18 protein-coding genes and 1 tRNA gene are annotated in these 23308 nt (G+C 70.6%); 8 read left to right on the top strand and 11 right to left on the bottom strand.

Annotation, left to right across the window (positions count from 1 at the left end):
- Positions 1-50 precede the first annotated feature (50 nt).
- Both cydD and AB5J55_RS20825 read left to right on the top strand, forming a co-directional pair.
- Positions 51-3557, top strand: a complete 3507-nt coding sequence (gene cydD / locus AB5J55_RS20830; protein WP_369272126.1) for a thiol reductant ABC exporter subunit CydD — start codon at positions 51-53, stop codon at positions 3555-3557.
- Positions 3558-3741: 184 nt separating this feature from the next.
- Positions 3742-4812, top strand: a complete 1071-nt coding sequence (locus AB5J55_RS20825; protein WP_369272125.1) for a M23 family metallopeptidase — start codon at positions 3742-3744, stop codon at positions 4810-4812.
- Positions 4813-4814: 2 nt separating this feature from the next.
- On the opposite strand, the gene AB5J55_RS20820 is transcribed toward AB5J55_RS20825, so the two are convergent.
- The 6 genes from AB5J55_RS20820 to AB5J55_RS20795 all read right to left on the bottom strand — a co-directional run bounded on the left by AB5J55_RS20820 (position 4815) and on the right by AB5J55_RS20795 (position 11174).
- Positions 4815-5702 (bottom strand): Cof-type HAD-IIB family hydrolase, encoded by an 888-nt coding sequence (locus AB5J55_RS20820; protein WP_369272124.1) that lies wholly within the window; start codon positions 5700-5702, stop codon positions 4815-4817.
- A 111-nt stretch (positions 5703-5813) separates the two neighbouring features.
- Positions 5814-6716 (bottom strand): LLM class flavin-dependent oxidoreductase, encoded by a 903-nt coding sequence (locus AB5J55_RS20815; RefSeq protein ID WP_369272123.1) that lies wholly within the window; start codon positions 6714-6716, stop codon positions 5814-5816.
- 153 nt (positions 6717-6869) lie between these two features.
- Positions 6870-7418: an RNA 2'-phosphotransferase gene (locus AB5J55_RS20810; RefSeq protein WP_369272122.1), complete on the bottom strand. Its 549-nt coding sequence runs from the start codon at positions 7416-7418 to the stop codon at positions 6870-6872.
- Between the two features lie 122 nt (positions 7419-7540).
- The gene (locus AB5J55_RS20805; RefSeq protein WP_369272121.1) at positions 7541-8560 is read right to left on the bottom strand and encodes a MerR family transcriptional regulator; all 1020 of its coding nucleotides are present in this window, start codon (positions 8558-8560) and stop codon (positions 7541-7543) included.
- Positions 8557-10314, bottom strand: a complete 1758-nt coding sequence (locus AB5J55_RS20800; RefSeq protein ID WP_369276250.1) for an SDR family oxidoreductase — start codon at positions 10312-10314, stop codon at positions 8557-8559. The genes AB5J55_RS20805 and AB5J55_RS20800 overlap by 4 nt, the downstream gene beginning before the upstream one ends.
- Before the next feature lie 8 nt (positions 10315-10322).
- A complete protein-coding gene (locus AB5J55_RS20795; RefSeq protein ID WP_369272120.1) occupies positions 10323-11174 on the bottom strand; it encodes a M24 family metallopeptidase in 852 nt (283 codons plus the stop codon).
- Between the two features lie 208 nt (positions 11175-11382).
- Here AB5J55_RS20795 and AB5J55_RS20790 point away from each other — a divergent pair, with 208 nt between their 5' ends.
- The 6 genes from AB5J55_RS20790 (at position 11383) to AB5J55_RS20765 (ending at position 15713) form a co-directional block, all read left to right on the top strand.
- The gene (locus AB5J55_RS20790; RefSeq protein WP_369276249.1) at positions 11383-12369 is read left to right on the top strand and encodes an ABC transporter ATP-binding protein; all 987 of its coding nucleotides are present in this window, start codon (positions 11383-11385) and stop codon (positions 12367-12369) included.
- On the top strand, positions 12359-13282 hold the full coding sequence (locus AB5J55_RS20785) for an ABC transporter permease (RefSeq protein WP_369272119.1): 924 nt from the start codon (positions 12359-12361) through the stop codon (positions 13280-13282). The genes AB5J55_RS20790 and AB5J55_RS20785 overlap by 11 nt, the downstream gene beginning before the upstream one ends.
- Positions 13279-14190 carry an ABC transporter ATP-binding protein gene (locus tag AB5J55_RS20780; RefSeq protein ID WP_328880580.1) on the top strand — a complete coding sequence of 304 codons (912 nt, stop codon included), beginning with the start codon at positions 13279-13281 and terminating at the stop codon, positions 14188-14190. The genes AB5J55_RS20785 and AB5J55_RS20780 overlap by 4 nt, the downstream gene beginning before the upstream one ends.
- A 12-nt stretch (positions 14191-14202) precedes the next feature.
- The gene (locus AB5J55_RS20775; protein WP_369272118.1) at positions 14203-14922 is read left to right on the top strand and encodes an ABC transporter permease subunit; all 720 of its coding nucleotides are present in this window, start codon (positions 14203-14205) and stop codon (positions 14920-14922) included.
- Positions 14923-15100: 178 nt separating this feature from the next.
- A complete protein-coding gene (locus AB5J55_RS20770) occupies positions 15101-15331 on the top strand; it encodes a hypothetical protein (protein ID WP_369272117.1) in 231 nt (76 codons plus the stop codon).
- Between the two features lie 294 nt (positions 15332-15625).
- Positions 15626-15713: transfer RNA gene (locus tag AB5J55_RS20765), tRNA-Ser, on the top strand.
- 574 nt (positions 15714-16287) lie between these two features.
- Here AB5J55_RS20765 and AB5J55_RS20760 read toward each other — a convergent pair.
- The 5 genes from AB5J55_RS20760 to AB5J55_RS20740 form a co-directional block, all read right to left on the bottom strand.
- Positions 16288-17091, bottom strand: a complete 804-nt coding sequence (locus AB5J55_RS20760; RefSeq protein ID WP_369272116.1) for an HAD family hydrolase — start codon at positions 17089-17091, stop codon at positions 16288-16290.
- Complete coding sequence (serS, locus tag AB5J55_RS20755; RefSeq protein WP_369272115.1) at positions 17088-18365, bottom strand: serine--tRNA ligase; 1278 nt, start codon at positions 18363-18365, stop codon at positions 17088-17090. Before serS ends, AB5J55_RS20760 begins: the two co-directional genes overlap by 4 nt.
- A 565-nt stretch (positions 18366-18930) precedes the next feature.
- Positions 18931-19863 carry a prephenate dehydratase gene (gene pheA / locus AB5J55_RS20750; RefSeq protein WP_369272114.1) on the bottom strand — a complete coding sequence of 311 codons (933 nt, stop codon included), beginning with the start codon at positions 19861-19863 and terminating at the stop codon, positions 18931-18933.
- A 141-nt stretch (positions 19864-20004) separates the two neighbouring features.
- Positions 20005-21339 (bottom strand): iron uptake transporter deferrochelatase/peroxidase subunit, encoded by a 1335-nt coding sequence (gene efeB / locus AB5J55_RS20745; RefSeq protein WP_369272113.1) that lies wholly within the window; start codon positions 21337-21339, stop codon positions 20005-20007.
- A gap of 8 nt (positions 21340-21347) precedes the next feature.
- A complete protein-coding gene (locus tag AB5J55_RS20740; protein ID WP_369272112.1) occupies positions 21348-23306 on the bottom strand; it encodes a copper resistance CopC/CopD family protein in 1959 nt (652 codons plus the stop codon).
- Between the last annotated feature and the right edge of the window lie 2 nt (positions 23307-23308).

Here is a 23308-nt window from a genome sequence, read left to right as displayed (position 1 = left end):
GGGTGGTTCACGATGTTTCACGTGAAACACCCCGCCCTGGACCGAAGGGCATGTTTCACGTGAAACCGATCGATCCGCGTCTCCTCCGATACGCCCGCGCCACGCGCCTCTTCCTCATCGCTGTCGTAGGCCTGGGCGCCATCGGTGCCGTACTGGTCATCGCGCAGGCGATGCTCATTGCCGAGGCGGTGGTGGGGGCGTTCCAGCACGGCATGTCCGCCGCTGAACTGCGCACTCCCCTGCTGCTGTTGGTGGCTGTGGCCGTAGGCCGCGCAGTGGTCGCGTGGCTCACCGAAATCGCCGCTCACCGTGCCAGCGCGGCCGTGAAGTCGGAGCTGCGCGGGCGACTGCTGGAGCGGGCGACCGAGCTGGGGCCCGACTGGCTGAGCGGGCAGCGGACCGGATCGCTGGTCGCGCTCGCCACGCGCGGCGTCGACGCTCTTGACGACTACTTCTCGCGCTACCTGCCGCAGTTGGGGCTCGCGGTGGTCGTACCGATCGCGGTGCTGGCGCGGATCGTGACCGAGGACTGGGTGTCTGCGGCCATCATCGTCGGCACCCTGCCGCTGATCCCGATCTTCATGATGCTGATCGGCTGGGCCACGCAGTCCCGGATGGACCGTCAGTGGCGGATGCTGTCCCGGCTGTCCGGGCACTTCCTGGACGTCGTAGCCGGCCTACCGACCCTGAAGGTGTTCGGGCGCGCCAAGGCGCAGGCCGAGTCGATCCGGCGTATCACCGATGAATACCGCCGGGCGACCCTGCGGACCCTGCGGATCGCCTTCATCTCCTCCTTCGCGCTGGAGCTGCTCTCGACGCTCTCGGTGGCCCTGGTCGCGGTGACGATCGGCATGCGCCTCGTCCACGGCGACATGCATCTGTACGACGGCCTGGTCATCCTCGTGTTGGCACCCGAGGCCTACCTGCCGCTGCGTCAGGTGGGAGCGCAGTACCACGCGGCGGCCGAGGGCCTGTCCGCGGCCGAGGAGATCTTCGAGGTGCTGGAGACTCCGGCGCCGACGTCGGGAAGCGCGGCGGTGCCGACGGGGGCGGTGTCGTTCGAGGGCCTCTCGGTCCGCTACCCCGGACGGTCCTCAGACGCGGTGTCGGACGTGTCCTTCGCCGTCGAGCCCGGGGAGACGGTTGCGCTCGTCGGGCCGAGCGGGGCGGGCAAGTCGACGCTGCTGAACGCGCTGTTGGGGTTCGTGCGGCCGACCGAGGGGCGGATCCTGGTCGGGGGAGCGGATCTTGCCGAACGCGATCTGGAGGAATGGCGGTCACGGATCGCCTGGGTGCCACAGCGGCCACATCTGTATGCCGGGACGATCGACGAGAACGTACGGCTGGCGCGTCCCGACGCGGACGACGCTGCCGTGCGGCAGGCGCTGGGAAATGCGGGGGCGCTGGAGTTCGTGGACGCGTTGCCCCAGGGTGTCGACACCGTGCTGGGCGAGGACGGTGTCGGGCTGTCCGCGGGGCAGCGGCAGCGGCTCGCGCTGGCCAGGGCGTTCCTGGCGGACCGGCCTGTCCTGCTGCTCGACGAGCCGACGGCCGCGCTCGACGGGGCCACCGAGGCCGAGGTCGTGGAGGCCGTGCGGAGGCTGGCGGTGGGGCGGACGGTGCTGCTGGTGGTGCATCGGCCGGCGTTGCTGGGGGTGGCGGACCGGGTGGTGCGCCTGGCGGGGGCGGTGGAGCCGGTGTCGGCGGAGGCCTCGCCCAAGGCGTCCGTTGACCGCCCGATCGAGCAGGACCGGCACGGCGGTTCCGTATCCGACGACGCTGGGACCGTGCCGCTCACCGCACCCACACGCGGGGTGCTTGCCCGCGTGCGCGCCATGTCCGGTCCCCGGCGCGGTCGCCTCGTCCTCGCGCTGGTGCTCGGCAGCCTCGCGCTCGGCAGCGCCGTCGGGCTCATGGCGACCTCCGGGTGGCTCATCTCGCGGGCCTCGCAGCAGCCGCCCGTGCTGTATCTGATGGTGGCCGTGACGGCGACGCGTGCCTTCGGTATCGGGCGGGCCGTGTTCCGATATGCCGAGCGCCTGGTGTCGCACGACGCTGTGCTGCGGATGCTGGCCGACACCCGCGTCGCCGTGTACCGACGGCTGGAGCGGCTGGCACCCGCCGGGCTGCGACGCACGCGGCGGGGCGATCTGCTGTCGAGGCTCGTCGCGGACGTGGACGCGCTGCAGGACTACTGGCTGCGGTGGCTGCTGCCCGCCGCTGCCGCGACCGTGGTGTCCGCCGGAGCCGTCGGCTTCATGGCCTGGCTGCTGCCCGAGGCCGGTGCCGTGCTCGCGGCCGGGCTTCTCGCGGCCGGGGCCGGAGTCCCGCTCCTCACCGGTGCCGTCGCCCGACGCGCCGAACGCCGGCTGGCTCCTGCCCGCGGAGAGCTCGCGACACGCGTGACGGACCTGCTCACCGGCACCGCTGAGCTGACCGTCGCCGGCGCCCTGCCCGGCCGTACGGCAGAAGCGCGGCGGGCCGACGGGACGCTGACCCGGATCGCCTCGCGCGCCGCCTCCGCGACCGCGCTCGGCGACGGGCTCACCGCGCTGATCTGCGGGCTCACGGTTGCCGCCACCACCCTCGTGGGCGCCCAGGCGGTCGCCGACGGGCGGCTGGGCGGCGTGACGATGGCCGTCGTCGTCCTCACCCCGCTGGCCGCCTTCGAGGCCGTCCTGGGGCTGCCGCTCGCCGTGCAGTACCGCCAGCGGGTGCGCAAGAGCGCCGAGCGCGTGTACGAGGTGCTGGACGCTCCGGAGCCCGTACGGGAACCCGACCGGCCCCGGCAGGCGCCCGCATCGCCCTTCCCGGTCGCCATCAGGGGCCTGACCGCGCGGCACGCCGGGCAGGACCGGGACGCGCTCGCCGGACTCGACCTGACTCTGGAGGAGGGCCGCCGGATCGCCGTGGTCGGCCCGTCCGGGTCCGGCAAGACGACGCTGGCTCAGGTGCTGCTGCGCTTCCTGGACGCCGACGCGGGCTCCTACACGCTGGGCGGTGTGGACGCGCACGCGCTGGACGGTGACGACGTACGGCGTCTCGTCGGACTCTGTGCGCAGGACGCGCACCTCTTCGACAGCTCCGTGCGCGAGAACCTGCTCCTCGCCAGGAAGGACGCCACCGAGGGCGAACTGCGTGGCGCCCTGCACCGCGCCCGGCTGCTCGACTGGGCCGACGGCCTGCCCGACGGGTTGGACACGCTCGTGGGTGAGCACGGGGCGCGGCTGTCGGGCGGTCAGCGGCAGCGGCTCGCGCTGGCCCGCGCACTGCTCGCCGACTTCCCCTTCCTCGTCCTGGACGAGCCTGCCGAGCACCTGGACCTGCCGACCGCCGACGCCCTCACCGCCGACCTGCTGGCCGCCACCGAGGGCCGTACGACCCTGCTCATCACGCACCGGCTCGCCGGGCTGGAGGCCGTGGACGAGGTGGTCGTCCTGGACGAGGGACGGGTGGCGCAGCGGGGCACGTTCGCGGAGCTGGCCGCCGTGGACGGGCCGTTGCGGGCAATGGTGGAGCGGGAGGAGCAGGCGGATCTGCTGGTGGGAGCGCCGTAGCGGGCGACCGGCCGGTGGCCGTGGGTGCTTGCCGACCGGCAGCCACCCGCCGGCGGACGGCATAGGCGGCGACGCTCGCCGGTGCTCGCGTCAACGGCCGTACTGACCCATCCGCAGCAACACGTCCCCCAGCTGTACGACTTGAACGGGGCCCTCGCCCGCCCCGCGGGCCAGGATCGCTGACATGCGCTCATATCGCCGTCGCCTCCTGGTCGTTCCGGCGCTGCTGTGTGCGCTCGTCGGCCTCGTGGCCCGGCCCGCCTACGCGGCCGGTGACGGCAAGGGCACCCCGGGCCACAACGGCACCGACTCGGCCCTCAGCGCACGGGTGGTCAAGCTGTACGAGGAGGCGGCCCGGGCGACCGAGCGGTACGAGGCGGGGCGGAAGCAGGCTGAGACGCGACGGGCGAAGGCACTGCGGATCGAGGCGTTGCTCGAACGGGAGCGGCGGGAGATCCGCGTCCTGCGTGAGGACCTGGGCCGGATCGCGCGCGCCCAGTACCGCAACGGCGGCGGCATGCCGCTCACCGCGCAGATCATCCTCGCGACGAGCCCGGACCAGCTGATGCGCGGGCAGCATGTGTTCTCGCAGGCGAACCTTGCCGTCGCCAACTCCATCGAGAAGAACCGTCGCGCCGAGGTGCGGCTCGCCGAGGACGAGGCCAAGGCCGCCGCGGCCTGGCGGGCGCTGGAGAAGCGCAACGCCGAGCTCGCCGTACTGAAGCAGGGCATCGAGGACAAGCTCGAAGAGGCGCGGTGGGAGTTGCAGGGGCAGGCCGACGTCTCCGTGGCCGCCGGATCGTGCCCCGGTGCGGTCCGGCTGGACCAGAAGGAGACGGACGGCACGAGCACCTGGGTCGCGCCCGTCGCGGAGTACGAGCTGTCCGCCGCGTTCGGCAGTGGAGGTAAGCGCTGGGCGAAGCGGCACACCGGGCAGGACTTCGCGGTGCCGATCGGTACGCCCGTGCGGGCGGTCGGGGACGGGCGCGTGGTGAAGGTCGCGTGCGCAGGCGCCTTCGGCATGGAGATCGTCGTCCGGCACGCGGACGGCTACTACACGCAGTACGCCCACCTCGCCTCCGTCGCCGTCGACCAGGACGAGCGGGTCGACACCGGCCAGTGGATCGGCCAGTCGGGCACGACGGGCAACTCCACCGGCCCGCACCTGCACTTCGAGGCGCGGGTCACTCCGGAACTGGGCTCGGGGGTGGACCCGGTGCCGTGGCTCTCCGAACGCGGAGTGCCGCTCGGGTAGGTCTAGTCCCGCCTTGCCAGCAGCTGTTCGATCACCACGGCCACGCCGTCCTCGTTGTTGGCGACCGTCCGTCCCGACGCGGCGGCGATGACATCGGGGTGCGCGTTGCCCATCGCGTACGACTGGCCCGCCCACGTCAGCATCTCGACGTCGTTGGGCATGTCCCCGAAGGCCACGACCTCCTCGTGCGAGATGCCGCGTTCGGCGCAGCACAGGGCGAGCGTGCTGGCCTTGGACACCCCGGGGCCGCTGATCTCCAGCAGGGCGCTGGGGCTGGAGCGGGTGACGTTGGCCCGGTCGCCGATGGCGAGGCGGGCGAGGGTGAGGAAGGCGTCGGGGTCGAGGGTGGGGTGGTAGGCGAGGATCTTGAGCACCGGCTCGCCGGCTCCGGGGGCGTCCGGCGCCAGGAGGTCCTCGGCCGGCGCGAGGTCGTCCGGTATCTCCATGTGCAGCTTGGGGTAGTCCGGCTCCTGGTAGAAGCCGTAGGTCTGCTCCACCGCGTACACCGTGCCCTCAGCCGCGTCACGCAGCAGTCGTACGGCGTCCAGGGCGTTCTCCCGGGCCAGCTCGCGCACCTTCACGAATTGGTGGGTGCCGGGGCCGCCGTGCAGGTCGACCACGGCGGCGCCGTTGCCGCAGATCGCCAGGCCATGCCCGTGGACGTGGTCGCTGACCACGTCCATCCAGCGCGCGGGGCGGCCGGTGACGAAGAACACCTCGATGCCCGCCTCCTCGGCGGCGGCAAGCGCGGCGACCGTGCGGGGGGAGACCGACTTGTCGTCCCGCAGCAGCGTGCCGTCCAGGTCGGTGGCGATGAGCCGCGGGCGGACAGCGGCGGCCGGGGTCTGGGGCTGTCGAGTCGCTGAGGTCACCGGGCCATTCTCCCGCATATGCCTGCACGGCCGTGCAGCAGTCCGCACATCTGAGTCCTCACCTGAGGAGAAACCGCCCCTGCGGACACCGCCCACCTCCCCCTGACCAGCACCGTCGCTCCCGTGAGCTCAGTGCAGCTGGGCAGTCGCCTCCATGGCGATCTGCTCGAAGACCTTCTCGTCGGCCGCGAAGTCCGAGTCAGGGATCGGCCAGTGGACCACGATCTCGGTGAATCCCAGCTCCTGATGGCGCCCAGCGAAGTCCACGAACGCGTCGAGGGACTCCAGCGGACGGCCGCGGTCCGGGGTGAACCCGGTGAGAAGGATCTTGTTGAGCCCGGCCACGTCCCGGCCGATCTCGGCGCAGGCGTCGGTCAGCTTCCCGACCTGTCCGCGAATGGCTTGAACAGACTGTTCAGGAGTGCCGTTCTCGTACAGCTTCGGGTCGCCCGTGGTCACCCACGCCTGTCCATGGCGTGCGGCGAGCCGCAGTCCACGCGGCCCGGTCGCGGCGACCGCGAACGGCAGCCGGGGGCGCTGCACACAGCCCGGGATGTTGCGCGCCTCGTGCGCCGAGTAGAAGTCGCCCCCGTACGACACCGAGTCCTCGGTGAGCAACTGGTCCAGCAGCGCGAGGAACTCGGCGAACCGGTCGGCACGCTCGCGCGGGGTCCATGGCTCCTGGCCGAGCGCGGTGGCGTCGAAGCCGGTTCCGCCTGCGCCGATGCCGAGCGTGACCCGTCCGCCCGAGATGTCGTCGAGGGAGATCAGTTCCTTGGCCAGGTTCACCGGGTGCCGGAAGTTCGGCGAGGTCACCAGGGTGCCCAGCCGCAGCCGGTCGGTGATGGCCGCGGCGGCGGTCAATGTCGGCACGGCGCCGAACCAGGGGCCGTCCCGGAAGCTCCGCCAGGACAGGTGGTCGTAGGTGTACGCGGTGTCGAAGCCGAGCTCCTCCGCGCGCTGCCATGCCTCGCGGCCCCCCTCGGACCAGCGGCGGTAAGGGAGGATCACGGTGCTCAGGCGCAGACTCATGCATCGAGCCTATGCGGCCGAATGGGTTTCACGTGAAACAGCCACCGCCCGCGGCTGCTCAACCACGGAGCGAGGTCGATCACCCGGGGACACGGATCATCGTGCGTACGTCGATCACCGGGATGCGCTCAGAAGTCCCCGTGGTGGCACCGATCAGTGCCCCTCGGGAATCCGCAGATACTCCGGCGGCACGGCCTTCGTCAGCCACACCCCGTTCGCGCTGACGTGGAAGACGTGGCCGTCGCGGTGCATGGCGCCGGCGTCCACGGAGAGCACCACCGGGCGGCCGCGCCGGGCGCCGACCCGCGTCGCTGTCTCACGGTCGGCGGAGAGGTGCACGTCATGCCTGTTCATGGGCAGGAGGCCGGCGCTGCGAATCGCGTCCAGGCTGCGGGCCACGGTGCCGTGGTAGAGGTACGGCGGCGGGGTCGCCGGGGGCAGTCCGAGTTCGACGTCGATGCTGTGGCCCTGGCTGGCGCGGATCCGGGTGCCCTCGATCGCGAAGCGCTGCTTGTCATTGGCGGCCACCACGTGATCCAGCTCTTGCCGGGTGAACCGGAATCCGTGCGCGGTCGCGGCGGCGATCAGTGTCTCGATCTCGACCCAGCCGCCCTCGTCGAGGGTGAGCCCGATGCGCTCGGGCTGGTGGCGCAGGTGCTTCGAGAGATACTTCGACACCTTCACGGTGCGTCTTTCGTCCATGCCACCAGACTGCCGGGAGAGGCCCGAATCACGCGAACGATTTCACTGCGGATGTTTGATCCACAACCAAGTACGGTTATCCACAGGGGAATTGGCGATTCTGTGGACAACAAGCCGTCATTTCAAGGAGTTTCGTCAAGATCACTTGCAGATCTGTGACTTGCCGCGAGCCGGTCCAAGGTCCGTGCCCGTACCTCCCGTTCGGCAGCCAGCGTGATGAACGACGCTGACTGCTTTGCGCCAACCAGGCCCTCCACGGCCTGCATTGTTTCCTCGGGCACCGGCACAGGTCTCGTCCGGTTCCGCGGTTCCGGCGTCTCGTCCGCTCCCAGGTGCTGACGGAGATGTCGCACGGCCAACAGTCGCATGGCACGGGCGAGTTCCGCGTCCACGGTGTGCTGGGCGAGCGGACGCAACCGTCGTACGAGACTGGCCGCCTCGGCGGCCTCCGCGTCCGTCGGACGGTGCGAGCCGTCGAGGTAGCGTGCGAAGACGTGCTCGGTGGTGAACTCCAGGAAACGGGCGGCGATGTGCTCGACCTGGCCCCTCAACTCCCTTAGATGATCGGAGATTGCGGACAGCGGCACCCCGGCGGAATGCAACTCGACCGCTACGGAGAGCTCTTGAGGGCTCGGAACGACGAAGGAGTCCTCGTCGCCGGGGACCGGCTCGAGTACGCCGAGCTCCACGGCCTCGGCCACCGCCGCGTCGTCCGGGGTGCCGCCGAAGCGCTCCTCCAGCTCGGCGCGCGAGATCCGTACCGCCTCCTCGTCGGTCCACGGCCCGTCCACCTCGGCGACCAGCCCGAGCACCCCACCGAGGCCACGACCGGCGTCCCAGGCCTCCAGGAGCTCCTTGATGGACGCCAGGGTGTAGCCGCGGTCGAGGAGATCGGCGATCTGGCTCAGGCGGTGGAGATGGGCGTCCGAGTAGAGGTTGGCCCGGCCGCGGCGCTCCGGGCGGGGGAGCAGGCCCCGGTCCTGGTAGGCACGGATGGTGCGGACGGTGGCGCCGCTGAGGTGCGCGAGGTCCTCGATCCGGTAGGCAGACGCCGCCTCGGCCGCGCGCCCGGCCTCACCGCGCCTCCCGGACAGGCCCTCGCCGACAACCGCTCCCCCGCGCGCAGGACCCCCGTCGCTCATAGCGGCGGCTCCAACCGCGCGATCCTGCGCAGCGTCTTCGGCGTGAACCTCGACATGAGATACGCCCCACGCGCCTCCGGCGTCACAGGAACGACTGCATCGCCCCGCACCACCGCCCGCAGGATCGCGTCGGCGACCTTCTCCGGCGGATAGTTCCGCAGCCCGTACAGACGCGCGGACTTCTTCTGGCGCCGCTTCTCCTCATCGGCGTCGACCCCGGCGAAGCGCGCGGTCGAGGTGATGCTGGTATTGACGAAGCCGGGGCATATCGCGGTGACGCCGATGTCCTGGCCGGCCAGCTCAGCGCGCAGGCACTCGCTCAGCATCAGCACGGCCGCCTTGGACGTGCTGTAGGCGGGCAGCGCCTTGGATGGCTGGTACGCCGCCGCCGACGCGGTGTTGACGATGTGGCCGCCCTGTCCGCGCTCGGCCATCTGCTTGCCGAACAGCCGGCAGCCGTGGATGACGCCCCACAGATTGACGTCGAGGACCTTCTTCCAGTCCTGCGGTGTGGTGTCGAAGAAGGAGCCCGACAGACCGATCCCGGCGTTGTTCACCAGGACGTCCACCACGCCGTACCCGGTGGCGACCTTCGCGGCGAGCTTCTCCATGGCCTGCTCATCGGAGACGTCGACGGTCTCGGCCCAGGCCTCGGGTGCGCCGATCAGCCGGGACATCTCGGCGGTGCGAGCCGCGGCCTCGGCGTCCCGGTCGACGGCCACCACACGCGCGCCGGCCTCCGCGAAGGCGTACGCCGTCGCCCGTCCGATGCCGCTGCCGGCGCCGGTGACCAGGACGAGCTGCCCGCCGAATCGGTCGGCGTACTTCCCGGTCGCGGTCACGCCTTTCGGCCGCCCGCCCTCGACGGATGTCACGAACTCCGTGATCCAGGACACCAGTTGGTCGGGGCGCGAACGCGGGATCCAGTGCTTCGCGTGAAGCGTGCGCCGGGTCAACTGCGGAACCCACTGTTCCAGTTCGTCGTGGAGCCGCTCCGACAGGAAGGCGTCCCCGAGGGGCGTGATGAGCTGCACGGGTGCGTGTGCGTAGGCGTCCGCGCGCGGGCGGCTCAGTCGGGCTCGTACGTTGTCGCGGTACAGCCAGGCCCCGTGCGCCGCGTCCGTCGGCAGGGACGAGGTCGGGTAGCCGCCGCCGGGGACCTTCTCCATGCGCTCCAGGATGCGCGGCCAGGTCTTGCCGAGGGGGCCGCGCCAGGCCAGTTCGGGCAGCACGGGCGTGTGCAGCGCGTAGACGTACCAGGACTTGGCGCCCTGGCCGAGGAGCTGGCCGACCCGGCGCGGGGTGGGCCGCTTGAGGCGCCCGCCGATCCAGTGGCCGAAATGGTCGAGGGACGGCCCGGACATCGAGGTGAAGGACGCGATCCGGCCCTCGGTGCGCTTGACCGTGGCGAACTCCCAGGCCTGCACCGAGCCCCAGTCGTGCCCGACCAGATGCACGGCCCGGCCCGGACTGACCGCGTCCGCGACGGCCAGGAAGTCGTCCGTCAGCTTCTCCAGCGTGAACCCGCCGCGCAGCGGCTTCGGCGCCGTCGACCGGCCGTGGCCGCGGACGTCGTACAGCACGACGTGGAAGCGGTCGGCCAGCCGCGGGGCGACCTCGGACCACACCTCCTTGCTGTCCGGATAGCCGTGCACGAGCATCACCGTCGGCCGGCCCGGGTCGCCCAGCTCGGCGACGCACAGCTCGACATCGCCGGTCCGCACCCGGCGCTCGCGCGCGCCCTGAAGAGTCACCGGCACCGTCACTTCTCCTCCGCCCAGCGCCGCACATGCGGCAGATCGTCGTCCAGCCAGAAGGCGCTCTGCTCGGGGTCCTCCGAGTCGGTGACGACCAGGATCTCCTCGAACTTGGCACCCGTACCTCTGAAGCCGAGGTGCGGTTCGACCGCCCACAGGCCCGGCTGCGGCGGGTGGTCGGAGAAGCGGTACGGGGACCAGAGCGGGGACCAGCCCTCGCGGTGGCCGTGCAGCGCGTCGCTCGCCAAGCCCTTCAGGGACTGGGTGCCGAACCCGAAGACATGCGGTGACCAGCGGCGTTGCCTGACCCGGTCGACCTTGTGCGCGATCACGCCGAAGGGATAGGCGCGGTGCCGGTTGGCGTAGCCCTGGCGGACCATGAGCCGGTCCACGTCGTCGTAGATCTCCCGCAGCGGCCGGCGCTCGCGCACCTCGCGCAGGATCAGGTCGCGGTGCGCCTCCAGGTCGTCCATCAGCTTGTCCTGGACCGGGTTGATGCCGAGCGAGCCTGAATAGCCGATGTCGGCCGTGAAGCCGTCGTACACAGGGGCCATGTCCAGGATGAACGGCATCCCGGGCTCCAGGCGGCGGTTGGTGGGGAAGAACTGCAGCGGGACCCGGAAGTTCACGAACGCCGTGCGGTTCCCGAACCACGCGAAGGGCAGGTGGAACCAGTCACGCACACCGCGCTCGCGCAGCCACTCGCGCTGCATGCGCGCCGCCTCGCGCTCGGTGATGCCGGGCTCCAGCTGCGCGGCGACGGCTTCCGCGCACTCGTACGCGAGGCGCTGCACCTTTCTGAACCCGCGCAGTTCCGCGGCCAGTTCACCCGAACCTGCTGCCACTGCCGTCGTCATGCCACCGCCCACCCTTGTCCACGCTGACTGCGGTACGTGCCCGTAACTTGACACTGACGAATGTGACAGTTGTTAGAGGTTGCGTCAATAGATCGCGTGAGACCTCAGGGTGACCCTTAGACGCCCGTACACCTGAGGTCTGATATCAAGACGGCTCTCGGGTCTGATGACCTGAGTGGTACGGGTCACTACCGTCTATGCCGTGACTGTGATCGCGACCGAAAGCCTGAGCAAGCGGTTCCCCAGGGTGACCGCGCTTGACCGGCTGACCATGGACATCGGGCCCGGGGTGACCGGACTCGTCGGTGCCAATGGAGCCGGCAAGTCCACCATGATCAAGATTCTGCTGGGTCTGTCCCCCGCCACCGAGGGCCGTGCCGAAGTGCTCGGACTCGACGTCGCCACCAAGGGCGCCGCCATCCGCGAGCGGGTCGGGTACATGCCGGAGCACGACTGTCTGCCGCCCGACGTCTCGGCCACCGAGTTCGTCGTCCACATGGCGCGCATGTCCGGCCTCCCGCCCGCCGCCGCGCGCGAGCGCACCGCGGACACGCTGCGCCACGTCGGCCTGTACGAGGAGCGCTACCGCCCCATCGGCGGCTACTCGACCGGCATGAAGCAGCGCGTGAAGCTGGCCCAGGCCCTGGTGCACGACCCGCAACTGGTCTTCCTGGACGAGCCGACCAACGGCCTCGACCCGGTCGGCCGCGACGAGATGCTCGGCCTCATCCGCCGAATCCACACCGACTTCGGCATCTCGGTCCTGGTCACCTCGCACCTCCTGGGCGAACTGGAGCGCACCTGCGACCACGTCGTCGTCATCGACGGCGGCAAGCTGCTGCGCTCCAGCTCCACCACCGACTTCACCCAGACCACGACGACGCTCGCCATCGAGGTCACCGACACCGACGACCACCCGGACGGCACCCGCGCGGTGCGCGACGCGCTCCAAGCGCGTGGGGTGGAGGTCCTCGACGGCAGCGGCGGCCTCCCGGGCGCCGGTCACATCCTGCTGCTCACCGCGCAGGGCGAGGAGACCTACGACCTGGTGCGCGACGTGGTCGCCGACCTCGGGCTCGGCCTGGTGCGCATGGAGCAGCGCCGGCATCACATCTCGGAGGTCTTCACGGACAGCGAGCACGGCGAGCAGAGCACCGACGCACAGCGGAAGGAGGCGGTCGGCCATGGCGGTTGAGCAGCCCGTAACCACACAGTCGGGTGACCAGACCCGCATCCACAACATCGGATACCGCAGCTACGACGGCCCCCGTCTCGGCCGCTCCTACGCGACCCGGTCCCTCTACTCGCAGTCCCTGCGCGGCTCCTACGGCCTCGGCCGATCGGTGAAGTCCAAGGTGCTGCCGATGCTGCTGTTCGTGGTGATGTGCGTGCCCGCGGCCATCATGGTCGCCGTCGCGGTCGCCACCAAGGCCAACGACCTGCCCGTCGACTACACGCGCTACGCGATCGTCATGCAGGCCGTGATCAGCCTGTACGTCGCCTCGCAGGCACCGCAGTCCGTCTCCCGCGACCTGCGCTTCAAGACCGTGCCGCTGTACTTCTCGCGGCCGATCGAGACCGCCGACTACGTCCGTGCGAAGTTCGCGGCGCTGGCCTCCGCGCTGTTCCTCCTCACCGCGGCCCCGCTGCTCGTGCTCTACGTGGGCGCGCTGCTGGCCAAGCTCGACTTCGCCGACCAGACCAAGGGATTCGCGCAGGGACTCGTGTCCGTGGCACTGCTCTCACTGCTGTTCGCCGGAATCGGCCTGGTCATCGCGTCGGTCACGCCGCGCCGCGGCTTCGGTATCGCAGCCGTGATCGCCGTCCTGACCATCTCCTACGGCGCGGTCTCCACGCTCCAGGCCATCGCCGACGCACAGTCCATCGACGGCGGAGGCAGCAGCGGCGCCATCGCCTGGATCGGCCTCTTCTCGCCGATCACGCTCATCGACGGTGTGCAGTCCGCCTTCCTGGGTGCGACCTCCGCCTTCCCTGGCGGGGTGGGCCCGAGCAACGGCGAAGGCGTCGTCTACGTCCTCGTCACCCTGGGCCTGATCGCCGCGAGCTACGGCCTTCTGATGCGCCGCTACAAGAAGGTGGGACTGTGACCACGCTCCAGATCGACCACGTCTCCCGCTGGTTCGGCAACGTGGTCGCCGTCAACGACATCACCATGACGATCGGCCCCGGTGTCACCGGCCTCCTCGGCCCCAACGGCGCCGGAAAGTCCACCCTCATCAACATGATGGGCGGATTCCTGGCCCCGTCCACCGGCACCGTCACCCTCGACGGGCAGCAGGTGTGGCGCAACGAAGCGATCTACAAGCAGATCGGCATCGTCCCCGAGCGCGAGGCGATGTACGACTTCCTCACCGGCCGCGAATTCGTCGTCGCCAACGCCGAGTTGCACGGCCTGGGTGCCAAGGCCGCCCAAAAGGCCCTGGCCACGGTCGAGATGGAGTACGCGCAGGACCGGAAGATCTCCACGTACTCCAAGGGCATGCGCCAGCGCGTGAAGATGGCGAGCGCCCTCGTCCACGACCCCTCGCTGCTCCTGCTCGACGAGCCCTTCAACGGCATGGACCCGCGTCAGCGCATGCAGCTCATGGACCTGCTGCGACGCATGGGCGACGAGGGCCGCACGGTGCTGTTCTCGTCCCACATCCTCGAAGAGGTCGAGCAACTCGCCTGGCACATCGAGGTCGTGGTCGCCGGACGGCACGCGGCCAGCGGTGACTTCCGCAAGATCCGCCGTCTGATGACCGACCGCCCGCACCGCTACCTGGTGCGCTCCAGCGACGACCGCACCCTCGCGGCCGCGCTGATCGCCGACCCGTCGACGTCCGGGATCGAGGTCGACCTGGCCGAGGGCGCGTTGCACATCCAGGCCGTCGACTTCGGTCGCTTCACCGCCCTGCTGCCGAGGGTGGCACGCGAGCACGGCATCCGCCTGCTCACGGTCTCGCCGTCCGACGAGTCCCTCGAGTCCGTGTTCTCGTATCTGGTCGCGGCGTAGGAGGCCGAAAAGATGTACGACCCCACAGTCGCCCGACTTACCTACAGGGCCCTGCTCGGCCGTCGCCGGGCCCTCATCCTCGGCGCGTTGCCGCTGCTGCTCATCGGGATCTCGGTGGTGGTGCGCGGCCTCGCCGGAGCCGACGACCAGACCGCGTCCGACCTGCTCGGCGGGCTGGCGCTCGCCACCATGGTGCCGATCATCGGCGTCATCGCCGGCACCGGCGCGATCGGGCCCGAGATCGACGACGGCTCGGTGGTGTATCTGCTGTCCAAGCCGGTGAAACGGCCGACGATCATCTTCACCAAGCTGATCGTCGCGATCGCCGTGACGATGGTGTTCTCGGCGCTTCCCACCTTCATCGCGGGCTTCATCCTCAACGGCAACGGCCAGCAGATCGCCGTCGCCTACACGGTGGCCGCGCTGGTCGCCTCCATCGCGTACGCCGCGCTTTTCCTGCTGCTCGGCACGGTGTCCCGGCACGCGGTGGTCTTCGGGCTCGTCTACGCGCTCGTCTGGGAGGCCCTGTTCGGCTCCCTGGTGCCGGGTGCGCGCACGTTGAGCGTCCAGCAGTGGGCGCTGGCGGTGGCGCAGAAGGTCGCCGGCGGGGACATGGTGACGTCGGACGTCGCCCTGCCCACCGCGACGGTGCTGCTGGCGGTGGTGACCGTGCTCGCGACCTGGTACGCGGGACAGAAGCTGCGGTCGCTGACGCTCGCCGGTGAGGAGTGACGGGCGCCGGTGCGCAGTTGAGGCAGTCCGCTCGCGCCGGTGCCAGTGACGTGTAAAGAGGCGGGCCCCTGAGGGGGCCCGCTTTTTGACGGAGGCTTCACGTCTGTCCGGGCACACTGGGCAAAGGGGATGCACCGGGGTGCACTGCACGAACTGGAGGACGGGGATGGCAGGCGGCATGTCGCAGCACGAGGATGGCGAACGGTTCGGGCACGACACCTGGGACAGCCTGGTCCTGGACGAGGACTTCATACGCGCGGCCGACACCGCCGAGCCGTCCGCCCGGGCCCGGATGCTGGCTGCGCGCTGGCGCCGTGAGGAGCCCGAGCCGCAGCCGTGGCGCTCGGACGAGCCGCCTGCCGGATGGTTCTTCAGCAAGGGGCGCCGTCGCAAGTGGCGCCGCCGGTAGGCGGCGTACGGCGTCCTCCCGACGCCCTTCCTGGCCTTGTTAATCGGTGGCGCCCAACTCTCGGTACAGGCACAGTGGTTGTGTCCACATCGCCGGACGGTGAGTTCGGCGCCACTTGCTGGGAGAGGAGCAGGACGATGTCCATGCACGACAGTACGTCCAGCTCCCGTCAGGGCAGTCCGCGGCGGGCTCCGGAGTAATCGCTACCCCTCCGTCGAGTCCGTACCGCATGGGGAGCTGCCCGGGGCGGCCGCTTCGAGCACGCGATGTCGCTCTCGCGTGGGTCGCCCACCCGGAGGATTGGCCGAGTGGTAAGGCACCGGTTTGCTAAACCGTGGTCGGGTCTGAATGGCCCGCGCACGTTCGATCCGTGCATCCTCCGCGAGACGTTGCCACTGGGGCTTGGCCGTGTGTGCCAGGGCTGGGGGCCTTGAGAAGGCGTTCGGCGCTTCGGCTGTGAGGTGGGCTGCCCGGCCCGGGGTTTCGGGGCGCCGCCCGCGCCCCACCCGTGCGGCCTGTGCCCCCCGGTGCCGCCCGCGCCCACCCGTGCTGCCCCGCGCGACACGCATGCCCGTGGGTTTTGGCGGCCCGGGGCGCCTTCGGGCCGGCACGACCGGCTGACGCGGCAGCAATACGGAGTAGGGGGTTGGCCGGCAACCGGGAGTGGGCGTCAGCCCGGCACCGGTGAGTCGACGTCGGCCGGGCAGCGCGGGTCGGGTTGGCGCAGTCACCCCTGGCGGACGTCGGCCCGCAACCGAGGGGCCCGCAGTCGACGTCGGCTCGCAACCGAGGCGCCCCAAGTCGACGTGGGCCAGGCATCCGACGCGCCCCAAGTCGACGTGGGCCAGGCATCCGAGGGGGAGCACCAGTCGGCGTGGGACCGGCGGGTGCCGAGGGGAGCCGGCCGGCGTCGGACCTGTGGGTGCCGAGAAGCCGAAGCCGGCAAATCCGCACCGTCAGCCCAGCAACCCCTCCACCACCACCGCGATCCCATCCTCCTCGTTGGAGGACGTCACCTCGTCCGCCACCGCTCTCAGTTCGACGTGGGCGTTGGCCATGGCCACGCCATGTGCCGCCCAGGCGAACATCGGGATGTCGTTCGGCATGTCGCCGAAGGCGATGGTGTCGGCGGCCTTCAGGCCCAGGCGGCGGGCTGCCAGGGACAGGCCCGTGGCCTTGGAGAGGCCCAGGGGGAGCAGCTCCACTATGCCCTCGCCGGCCATCGCCACCGTGACGAAGCCGCCCGCGGCCTTGCGGGCGGCCTTGGCCAGCTCGTCGTCGGAGAGTTCCGGGTGCTGTATGTAGATCTTGTTCAGCGGGGCGGACCACAGATCCGACGCGTCCGCGAACGGCGTGGACGGGAGTTTGCCCGTGAGCGCGTAGCCGGGGCCGACCAGCACGTCGCCGTCCAGGCCGTCGCGGCTCGCCGCCAGGAACAGCGGGCCGACCTCCGCCTCGATCTTGGCCAGTGCCACGCCCGCCAGTTGACGGTCCAGGGTCACCGACGTCAGCAGGCGGTGCGCGCCGGCGTCGTAGACCTGGGCGCCCTGACCGCAGACGGCGAGGCCCTGGTAGCCGAGGTCGTCGAGGATGTGACGGGTCCAGGGGACCGCCCGGCCCGTGACGACGATGTGCGCGGCGCCCTCGGCCGTCGCGGCGGCGAGGGCGTCACGGGTGCGCCGTGAGACCGACTCGTCGGAGCGCAGGAGCGTTCCGTCGAGATCGGTCGCGATCAGCCTGTAAGGGAAACCGGCGCTCACTTGGCGACCGGCTCCAGGACCTCCCGGCCGCCCAGGAACGGGCGCAGCACCTCGGGGACCCGGACGGAACCGTCGGCCTGCTGGTGGTTCTCCAGGATCGCCACGATGGTGCGCGGGACGGCGCACAGCGTGCCGTTGAGCGTGGCCAGCGGCTTGACCTGCTTGCCGTCACGGACGCGGATCGACAGCCGGCGGGACTGGAACTCGGTGCAGTCCGAGGTCGACGTCAGCTCGCGGTACTTGCCCTGCGTCGGGATCCACGCCTCGCAGTCGAACTTGCGGGCGGCCGAGGAGCCGAGGTCGGCGGAGGCGACGTCGATGACCCGGAACGGCAGTTCCAGCGACGTCAGCCACTGCTTCTCCCACTCCAGCAGGCGCTGGTGCTCGGCCTGCGAGTCCGCCGGGTCGACGTACGAGAACATCTCGACCTTGTCGAACTGGTGCACGCGGAAGATGCCCCGGGTGTCCTTGCCGTGCGAGCCGGCCTCGCGTCGGAAGCAGGGCGAGAAGCCCGCGTAGCGCAGGGGGAGCTTGTCGGCGTCGATGATCTCGTCCATGTGGTACGCCGCGAGCGGGACCTCGGACGTGCCGACCAGGTAGAGGTCGTCGTTGGCGAGGTGGTAGACGTCCTGGGCCGCCTGGCCGAGGAATCCGGTGCCGGCCATCGACTGGGGGCGGACCAGCGCCGGGGTCAGCATCGGCGTGAAGCCTGCCGCCGTGGCCTGGGCGATCGCCGCGTTGACGAGAGCGAGCTCCAGAAGGGCGCCCACGCCGGTGAGGAAGTAGAAGCGCGAGCCCGAGACCTTCGCGCCGCGCTCGACGTCGATGGCGCCGAGGAGCGCGCCGAGCTCCAGGTGGTCCTTCGGCTCGAAGCCCTCGGCCGTGAAGTCACGGATCTCGCCGTGCGTCTCCAGCGTGACGAAGTCCTCCTCGCCGCCGACCGGGACGTCCGGGTGCACGAGGTTGCCCAGCTGGAGGAGCAGCTCCTGGGTCTCGGCGTCGGCCGCGTCGCGCTCGGCGTCGGCCGCCTTGACGTCGGCGGCGAGCTGGCTCGCCTGCTTCAGCAGCTCGGCCTTCTCGTCCGCGGAGGCCTTGGGGATGAGCTTGCCGAGCTGCTTCTGCTCGGCACGGAGCTCGTCGAAGCGGACGCCGGACGACCTGCGCCGCTCGTCGGCAGACAGGAGGGCGTCGACGAGCGCGACGTCCTCTCCACGGGCGCGCTGCGAGGCGCGCACTCGGTCGGGGTCCTCACGGAGCAGGCGAAGGTCAATCACGCGCTCAAGGCTACCGGGGAGGGGTGACAGCCCACGACTCGCTATTCCGGACTGCGGCTTACGTACCGTTATGGGGGAATTGCTGATCGTGTCAATAAAAAGTGTCTCACTACCTGGAACGGGGCAGGCGGGAGGCGACCGGTTGACTCGATTCCCTTGTGGAGAAGGGGACTTGGGTCGCGGTTGTCCACAGGGGTCCCCAGCCCTCGAAGAGTTATCCACAGGGTGTGTGGATGGACTGTGGACTTCGGAATTGAACACCGTAACGTGCCGCCCGAGTCGAGGATTCCCAGGGCAAACCCTGCTCATACGCACTTTCGAGTGGAAAGCGGTCGCCCCAAAGGATTGCCCAAAGGAAAAGAGTGGACGAAGGGTGACTTGCGCGATGGTGGACGCCGAAAGGGCCTGGAGGCCGATTTGTCGACAGACTCATGCTTGCCTGTCGACTTGTCCCCAGGTCGAGATGAGTACCTGTGGATAACCCCTGTGGATAACGATAATCCGCTGGCAGTACTGGCCGGAAACCTGCGCTGGAGCCCGTCGGCACCGGCCGCCGAGGGGCCGCTCAGAACCGCCCGTCCTGGCACCGCGCCACCCAGTCCGCCGCCGCCACGAACTCCTCGTCCGATGTCCCGAGGCGCGGCGGCTGCACATCTCCCGGCTTGATGTCCGCGCGCGGATACGAGCCCAGGAACCGCACCCCCAGGCAGATCCGCTTGAGCCCCATCAGCGCCTCGGCCACCCGGCGGTCGGAGATGTGTCCCTCGGCGTCGATGCAGAAGCAGTAGTTGCCGATGCCCGCGCCGGTCGGCCGGGACTGCAGCAGCATCAGGTTGATGCCGCGCGTGGCGAACTCACCGAGGAGGTCGCGCAGCCCGCCGGGATGGTCGTCGCGCTGCCACAGCACGACGGACGTCTTGTCCGCGCCGGTCGGCGCAGCGGGCCTGGCCGGCCGGCCCACCAGCACGAACCGCGTCTGGGCGTTCTCCGCGTCGTGGATCTCGGTCTCCAGGGCCTCCAGGCCGTACCGGGCAGCCGCGAACTCGCCCGCGAAGGCGGCGTCGTACTGGCCCTCCTGGACCAGGCGCGCGGCGTCCGCGTTCGAGGCGGCGGACTCCCATTGGGCGTCCGGGAGGTTCCTCTTCAGCCAGTTGCGCACCTGAGGCTGGGCGGCCGGGTGCGCGGAGACCGTCTTGATGTCCGACAGCTTCGTGCCGGGCCTGACCAGCAGCGCGAACGTGATCGACAGCAGCACCTCGCGGTAGATCATCAGCGGCGCGCCCGCGACCAGTTCGTCGAGCGTGGTCGTGATCCCGCCCTCGACGGAGTTCTCGATCGGCACGAACGCGGCCTCGGCCTCGCCGACGCGCACCGCGTCGAGCGCGGACTGCACGGACACGTACGGGATCAGCTCCCGGGTCGCGGCCTCGGGAAGCGTGCGCAGGGCGACTTCGGTGAAGGTGCCCTCGGGGCCGAGATAGGCATAGCTCGCTGGCATGACCTCACCCTAATGGGCCTTGCGAAACGCGGCGTACACATCTCACCCGGCCGCCGCAAGGGGTGGACCCTGGGGCCGAGCGTCCGGCGGTCTGGGTCGAGGGTCCGGTGGTCCGGGGTTGAGGGTCCCCTAAGGCGGACGTCACCCTTCCAGCAGCCGCTGCCCCACGTACTCCCCTTCCGCCGCCCCGCCCGGCACCGCGAACAGCCCGCTCGCCTCGTGCCGGATGTACTTCGACAATGCGTCCCCCCGGTCGAGCTTGCGCTGGACGGTGACGAAGCCGCGCAGCGGATCGGCCTGCCAGCAGATGAACAGGAGCCCCGCGTCGGGCACCCCGTCCGCGTCGATGCCGTCGTGGTACGAGAACGGGCGCCGCAGCATCGCCGCCCCGCCGTTCTGGTCGGGCCGGGTGATACGCGCGTGGGCGTTGATGGGGACGACCAGGTTCCCTGCCTTGTCCGTCTTCTCCAGGTCCATCTCGGCCGTCTCGGTGCCCCCGGACAGTGGCGCCCCGTCGGACTTGCGGCGCCCGATGACGTCCTCCTGCGCCTTGACCGAGAGCTGCTCCCAGTCGTCGAGCAGCATGCGGATGCGGCGTACGACGGCGTAGGAGCCGCCCGCCATCCAGGCCGGGTCCTTCGAGCCGGACTCGGGCACGAAGATGCGCTTGTCGAAGTCGGCTTCCGTCGGCTTCGGATTGCGCGTGCCGTCCATCTGGCCCATCAGGTTGCGTGCGGTCATCGGGTGCCCGGTGGCACCCGGCGACCGGTTGAAGCCGTTCATCTGCCAGCGCACCTTGGCGGCCCTGCCCGCGTCCTTCTGGATCGCGCGCAGGGCGTGGAAGGCGACCAGGGCGTCGTTGGCGCCGATCTGCACCCACAGGTCGCCGTTGCTGCGCGCCCTGTCGAGCTGGTCCGAGGAGAAGTCGGGCAGCGGATCCAGGGAGACCGGACGCTGCTTCTCCAGGCCGGTCCGCGCGAAGAAGCTGTGCCCGAAGCCGAAAGTGATCGTCAGCGACGACGGCCCGGCGTCCCGGGCGACATCCGTGTCGTCCTGCTGCGCCGCCTCGCCCGCCATCAGCCGCCGAGCCGTCTCCGACCAGCGGCGCAGCAACGCCGCCGCCTCCTTGCGGCCCGCGCCCGCCGCCAGGTCGAAGGCGACGACGTGGCCGCGCGCCTGGAGTGCCTGGAGGATGCCGGGCTGATGTTTCCCGTGAAACATCACCTGATCGGCGCCCAGCGAGGTGAGCGGCGTCGCCTCGGCCGGCCTCGCCGAGTAGCCCACGGCCCCACCCGCCGCGCCGAGCACCAGCCCCGTCGCACCGGCGGTCCCGAGCAGCCGCCGCCGCGACAGGCCCTCCCTATGGGTGGCGCTTTCACAAACGCCGCCATTAAGTGCCGTCTCGCCCTTGGGCGCCGACTCAGGAGCAGCAGGAGCCTTGGGAGTACGGGCCTCCGGAATGGACTGGTCAGCCATGGTGAGGTTCAGCCGATCTGCGCGTTCTTGGAGACAGTGGTCTGGTCGATGTCGGAGGTCCGCACGGTCGCGGTGATCTTCCACTCGCCCGCCACGGGGATCTGCACTCCACTCGCCGACCAGTGTCCGGTGGCGATGTGGTCGGGGACGACGGGCAGCGGCCCGATGTCCTCGGACTCAAGGGTGAAGGCGACCTTCACCTCGGGGATGTCGAAGGCGCGGCCGTTGGGGCGCTGCACATAGACGTGCATCTCGTTGCCGCCCACGCGCGCGGGATCGAGGTCGATGCGTACGACGCCCTTGCCGTCCTCGCCCCCGGTGTCGAAGGACATGTCCAGCGTCAGCGCACCGGCCGACGACGCCTCGGCCGACGAGGACGACGTGGCCGCCCGCGCGTCCTCCTCCGTGCGTCCCGGTTCGGTCGACGTCAGCATCGTGGTGACGGCGAGCAGGACGACGGCGACGCCCGCCTCCGCGAGCACCGAGCGGCGCAGCCCGAACCGGTTCGGATCGGCGTCGCGCTCCTGCTTCTGCCGTGCCGTGTCGATCGCGGCCTGCTGCCGGGCGAGCTGGGCGGCGCGCTGGGAGTCACCGCCCTTCTTGCCCGAGGCCGCGGCCGAGGTGCCCTGCTTGCCGGAAGCGGCGGCCGACGTGGAGGCGGATGCACCGGCCTGGGCCGTGGCGTGCTCCTTCTCGCCGTCGGAGTCCTCCGTCGCCTTCCGCGGCTTCGCCACGACCGTCTCCGCCAGGCGTGCGGTCCACCGCCGCGAGATCCAGGCGAGCCCCACCAGCAGCACCACGAGGCCGATCTTGACCAGCAGCAACTGCCCGTACCGCGTGCCGGTGAACGCCGACCACGACCCGAGCTGCCGCCACGACTGGTAGATCCCGGTCGCGACCAGTGCCAGCACGCTGCCGAAGGCGACGCGCGAGAACCGTCGTACGGCCGACGCCGGGAACGGCGTGTCCGCGGGCGCCCGGTAGAGCGCGACGAGGAGTGCGACCAGACCGCCGAGCCAGCTCGCGACGGCCAGCAGGTGCAGGATGTCGACCGGCATCGCGATCCCGGCCTGGAGCCCGGTCGAGGCGTGCTCGGACATCGCCCAGCTCGCCCCGAGCCCCGCCGCCACGACTGTCCCGCCGATGGCCAGGCCGAAGGTCAGGTCCCGCTTCTCCTCGTCCTCCCGCTTGTCGTAAGCCCCGAACAGCACGGCGATGAACAGTGCCGCCGCGGCGAGCAGCAGCAGCCGGGACACCAGTGCCGCACCCGTCTTGGTCTGCAGCACCTGGCCGAGCAGGTCCAGGTCGAAGACGTCGCCGACCTTCCCGGTGCTGGTGTACGAGCCGCGCAGGAGCAGCAGTCCGAGCGTGGCGGCGGTCAGGGCCAGCCATCCGCTGACGACGAGCCGCTGCAGCGGCCGCACCCCCGCCCCGCGCTGCCAGCAGGCGAGCACGAAGGCGGCACCGCCGACCAGGACGATGAACCCGGCGTACGACACGTACCGCCCGAACCCGTAGAGCCAGCCGACGACTCCACCCCCCGCCTCCTGGCCGGAGACCGAGACGGTCGTCTGGGAGGGCGCGCCGATGGAGAAGGTGTACGCGCCGGCGACGGGATGGCTGTCCTCGGACACCACCTGGTAGGTGACGGTGTACGTGCCGTCGGGCAGGCCGCTGTGGAGCTTCACGGCGTACGTGGTGCCGCTGACGTTGGCCGGGTCGCCGCGGTCGATGCGCTTGCCCTTGGGGTCGAGCACGCGCAGGGAGTCGTTCGAGACGGCGACTCCCTCGGAGAAGGTCAGCGAGACCTGCGTCGGGGCCTTGTCCACCACCGCCCCCTGCTGGGGGTCGCTGCCCGTCAGCGCGGCGTGCGCGGAGACCGGCCCGGCACCGGCGAGGAGCAGCCCTGTGGCGGCCAGGAGCAGCAGCACCAGGGTCCGGACGCGGGGGGCGATGGTCTGGGTCAAGG

This window comes from Streptomyces sp. R11, assembly GCF_041051905.1.
Taxonomy (GTDB): domain Bacteria; phylum Actinomycetota; class Actinomycetes; order Streptomycetales; family Streptomycetaceae; genus Streptomyces.
The sequence above is the reverse complement of the archived record's forward strand: the minus strand, read 5'-3'. Positions and strand labels throughout refer to the sequence as shown.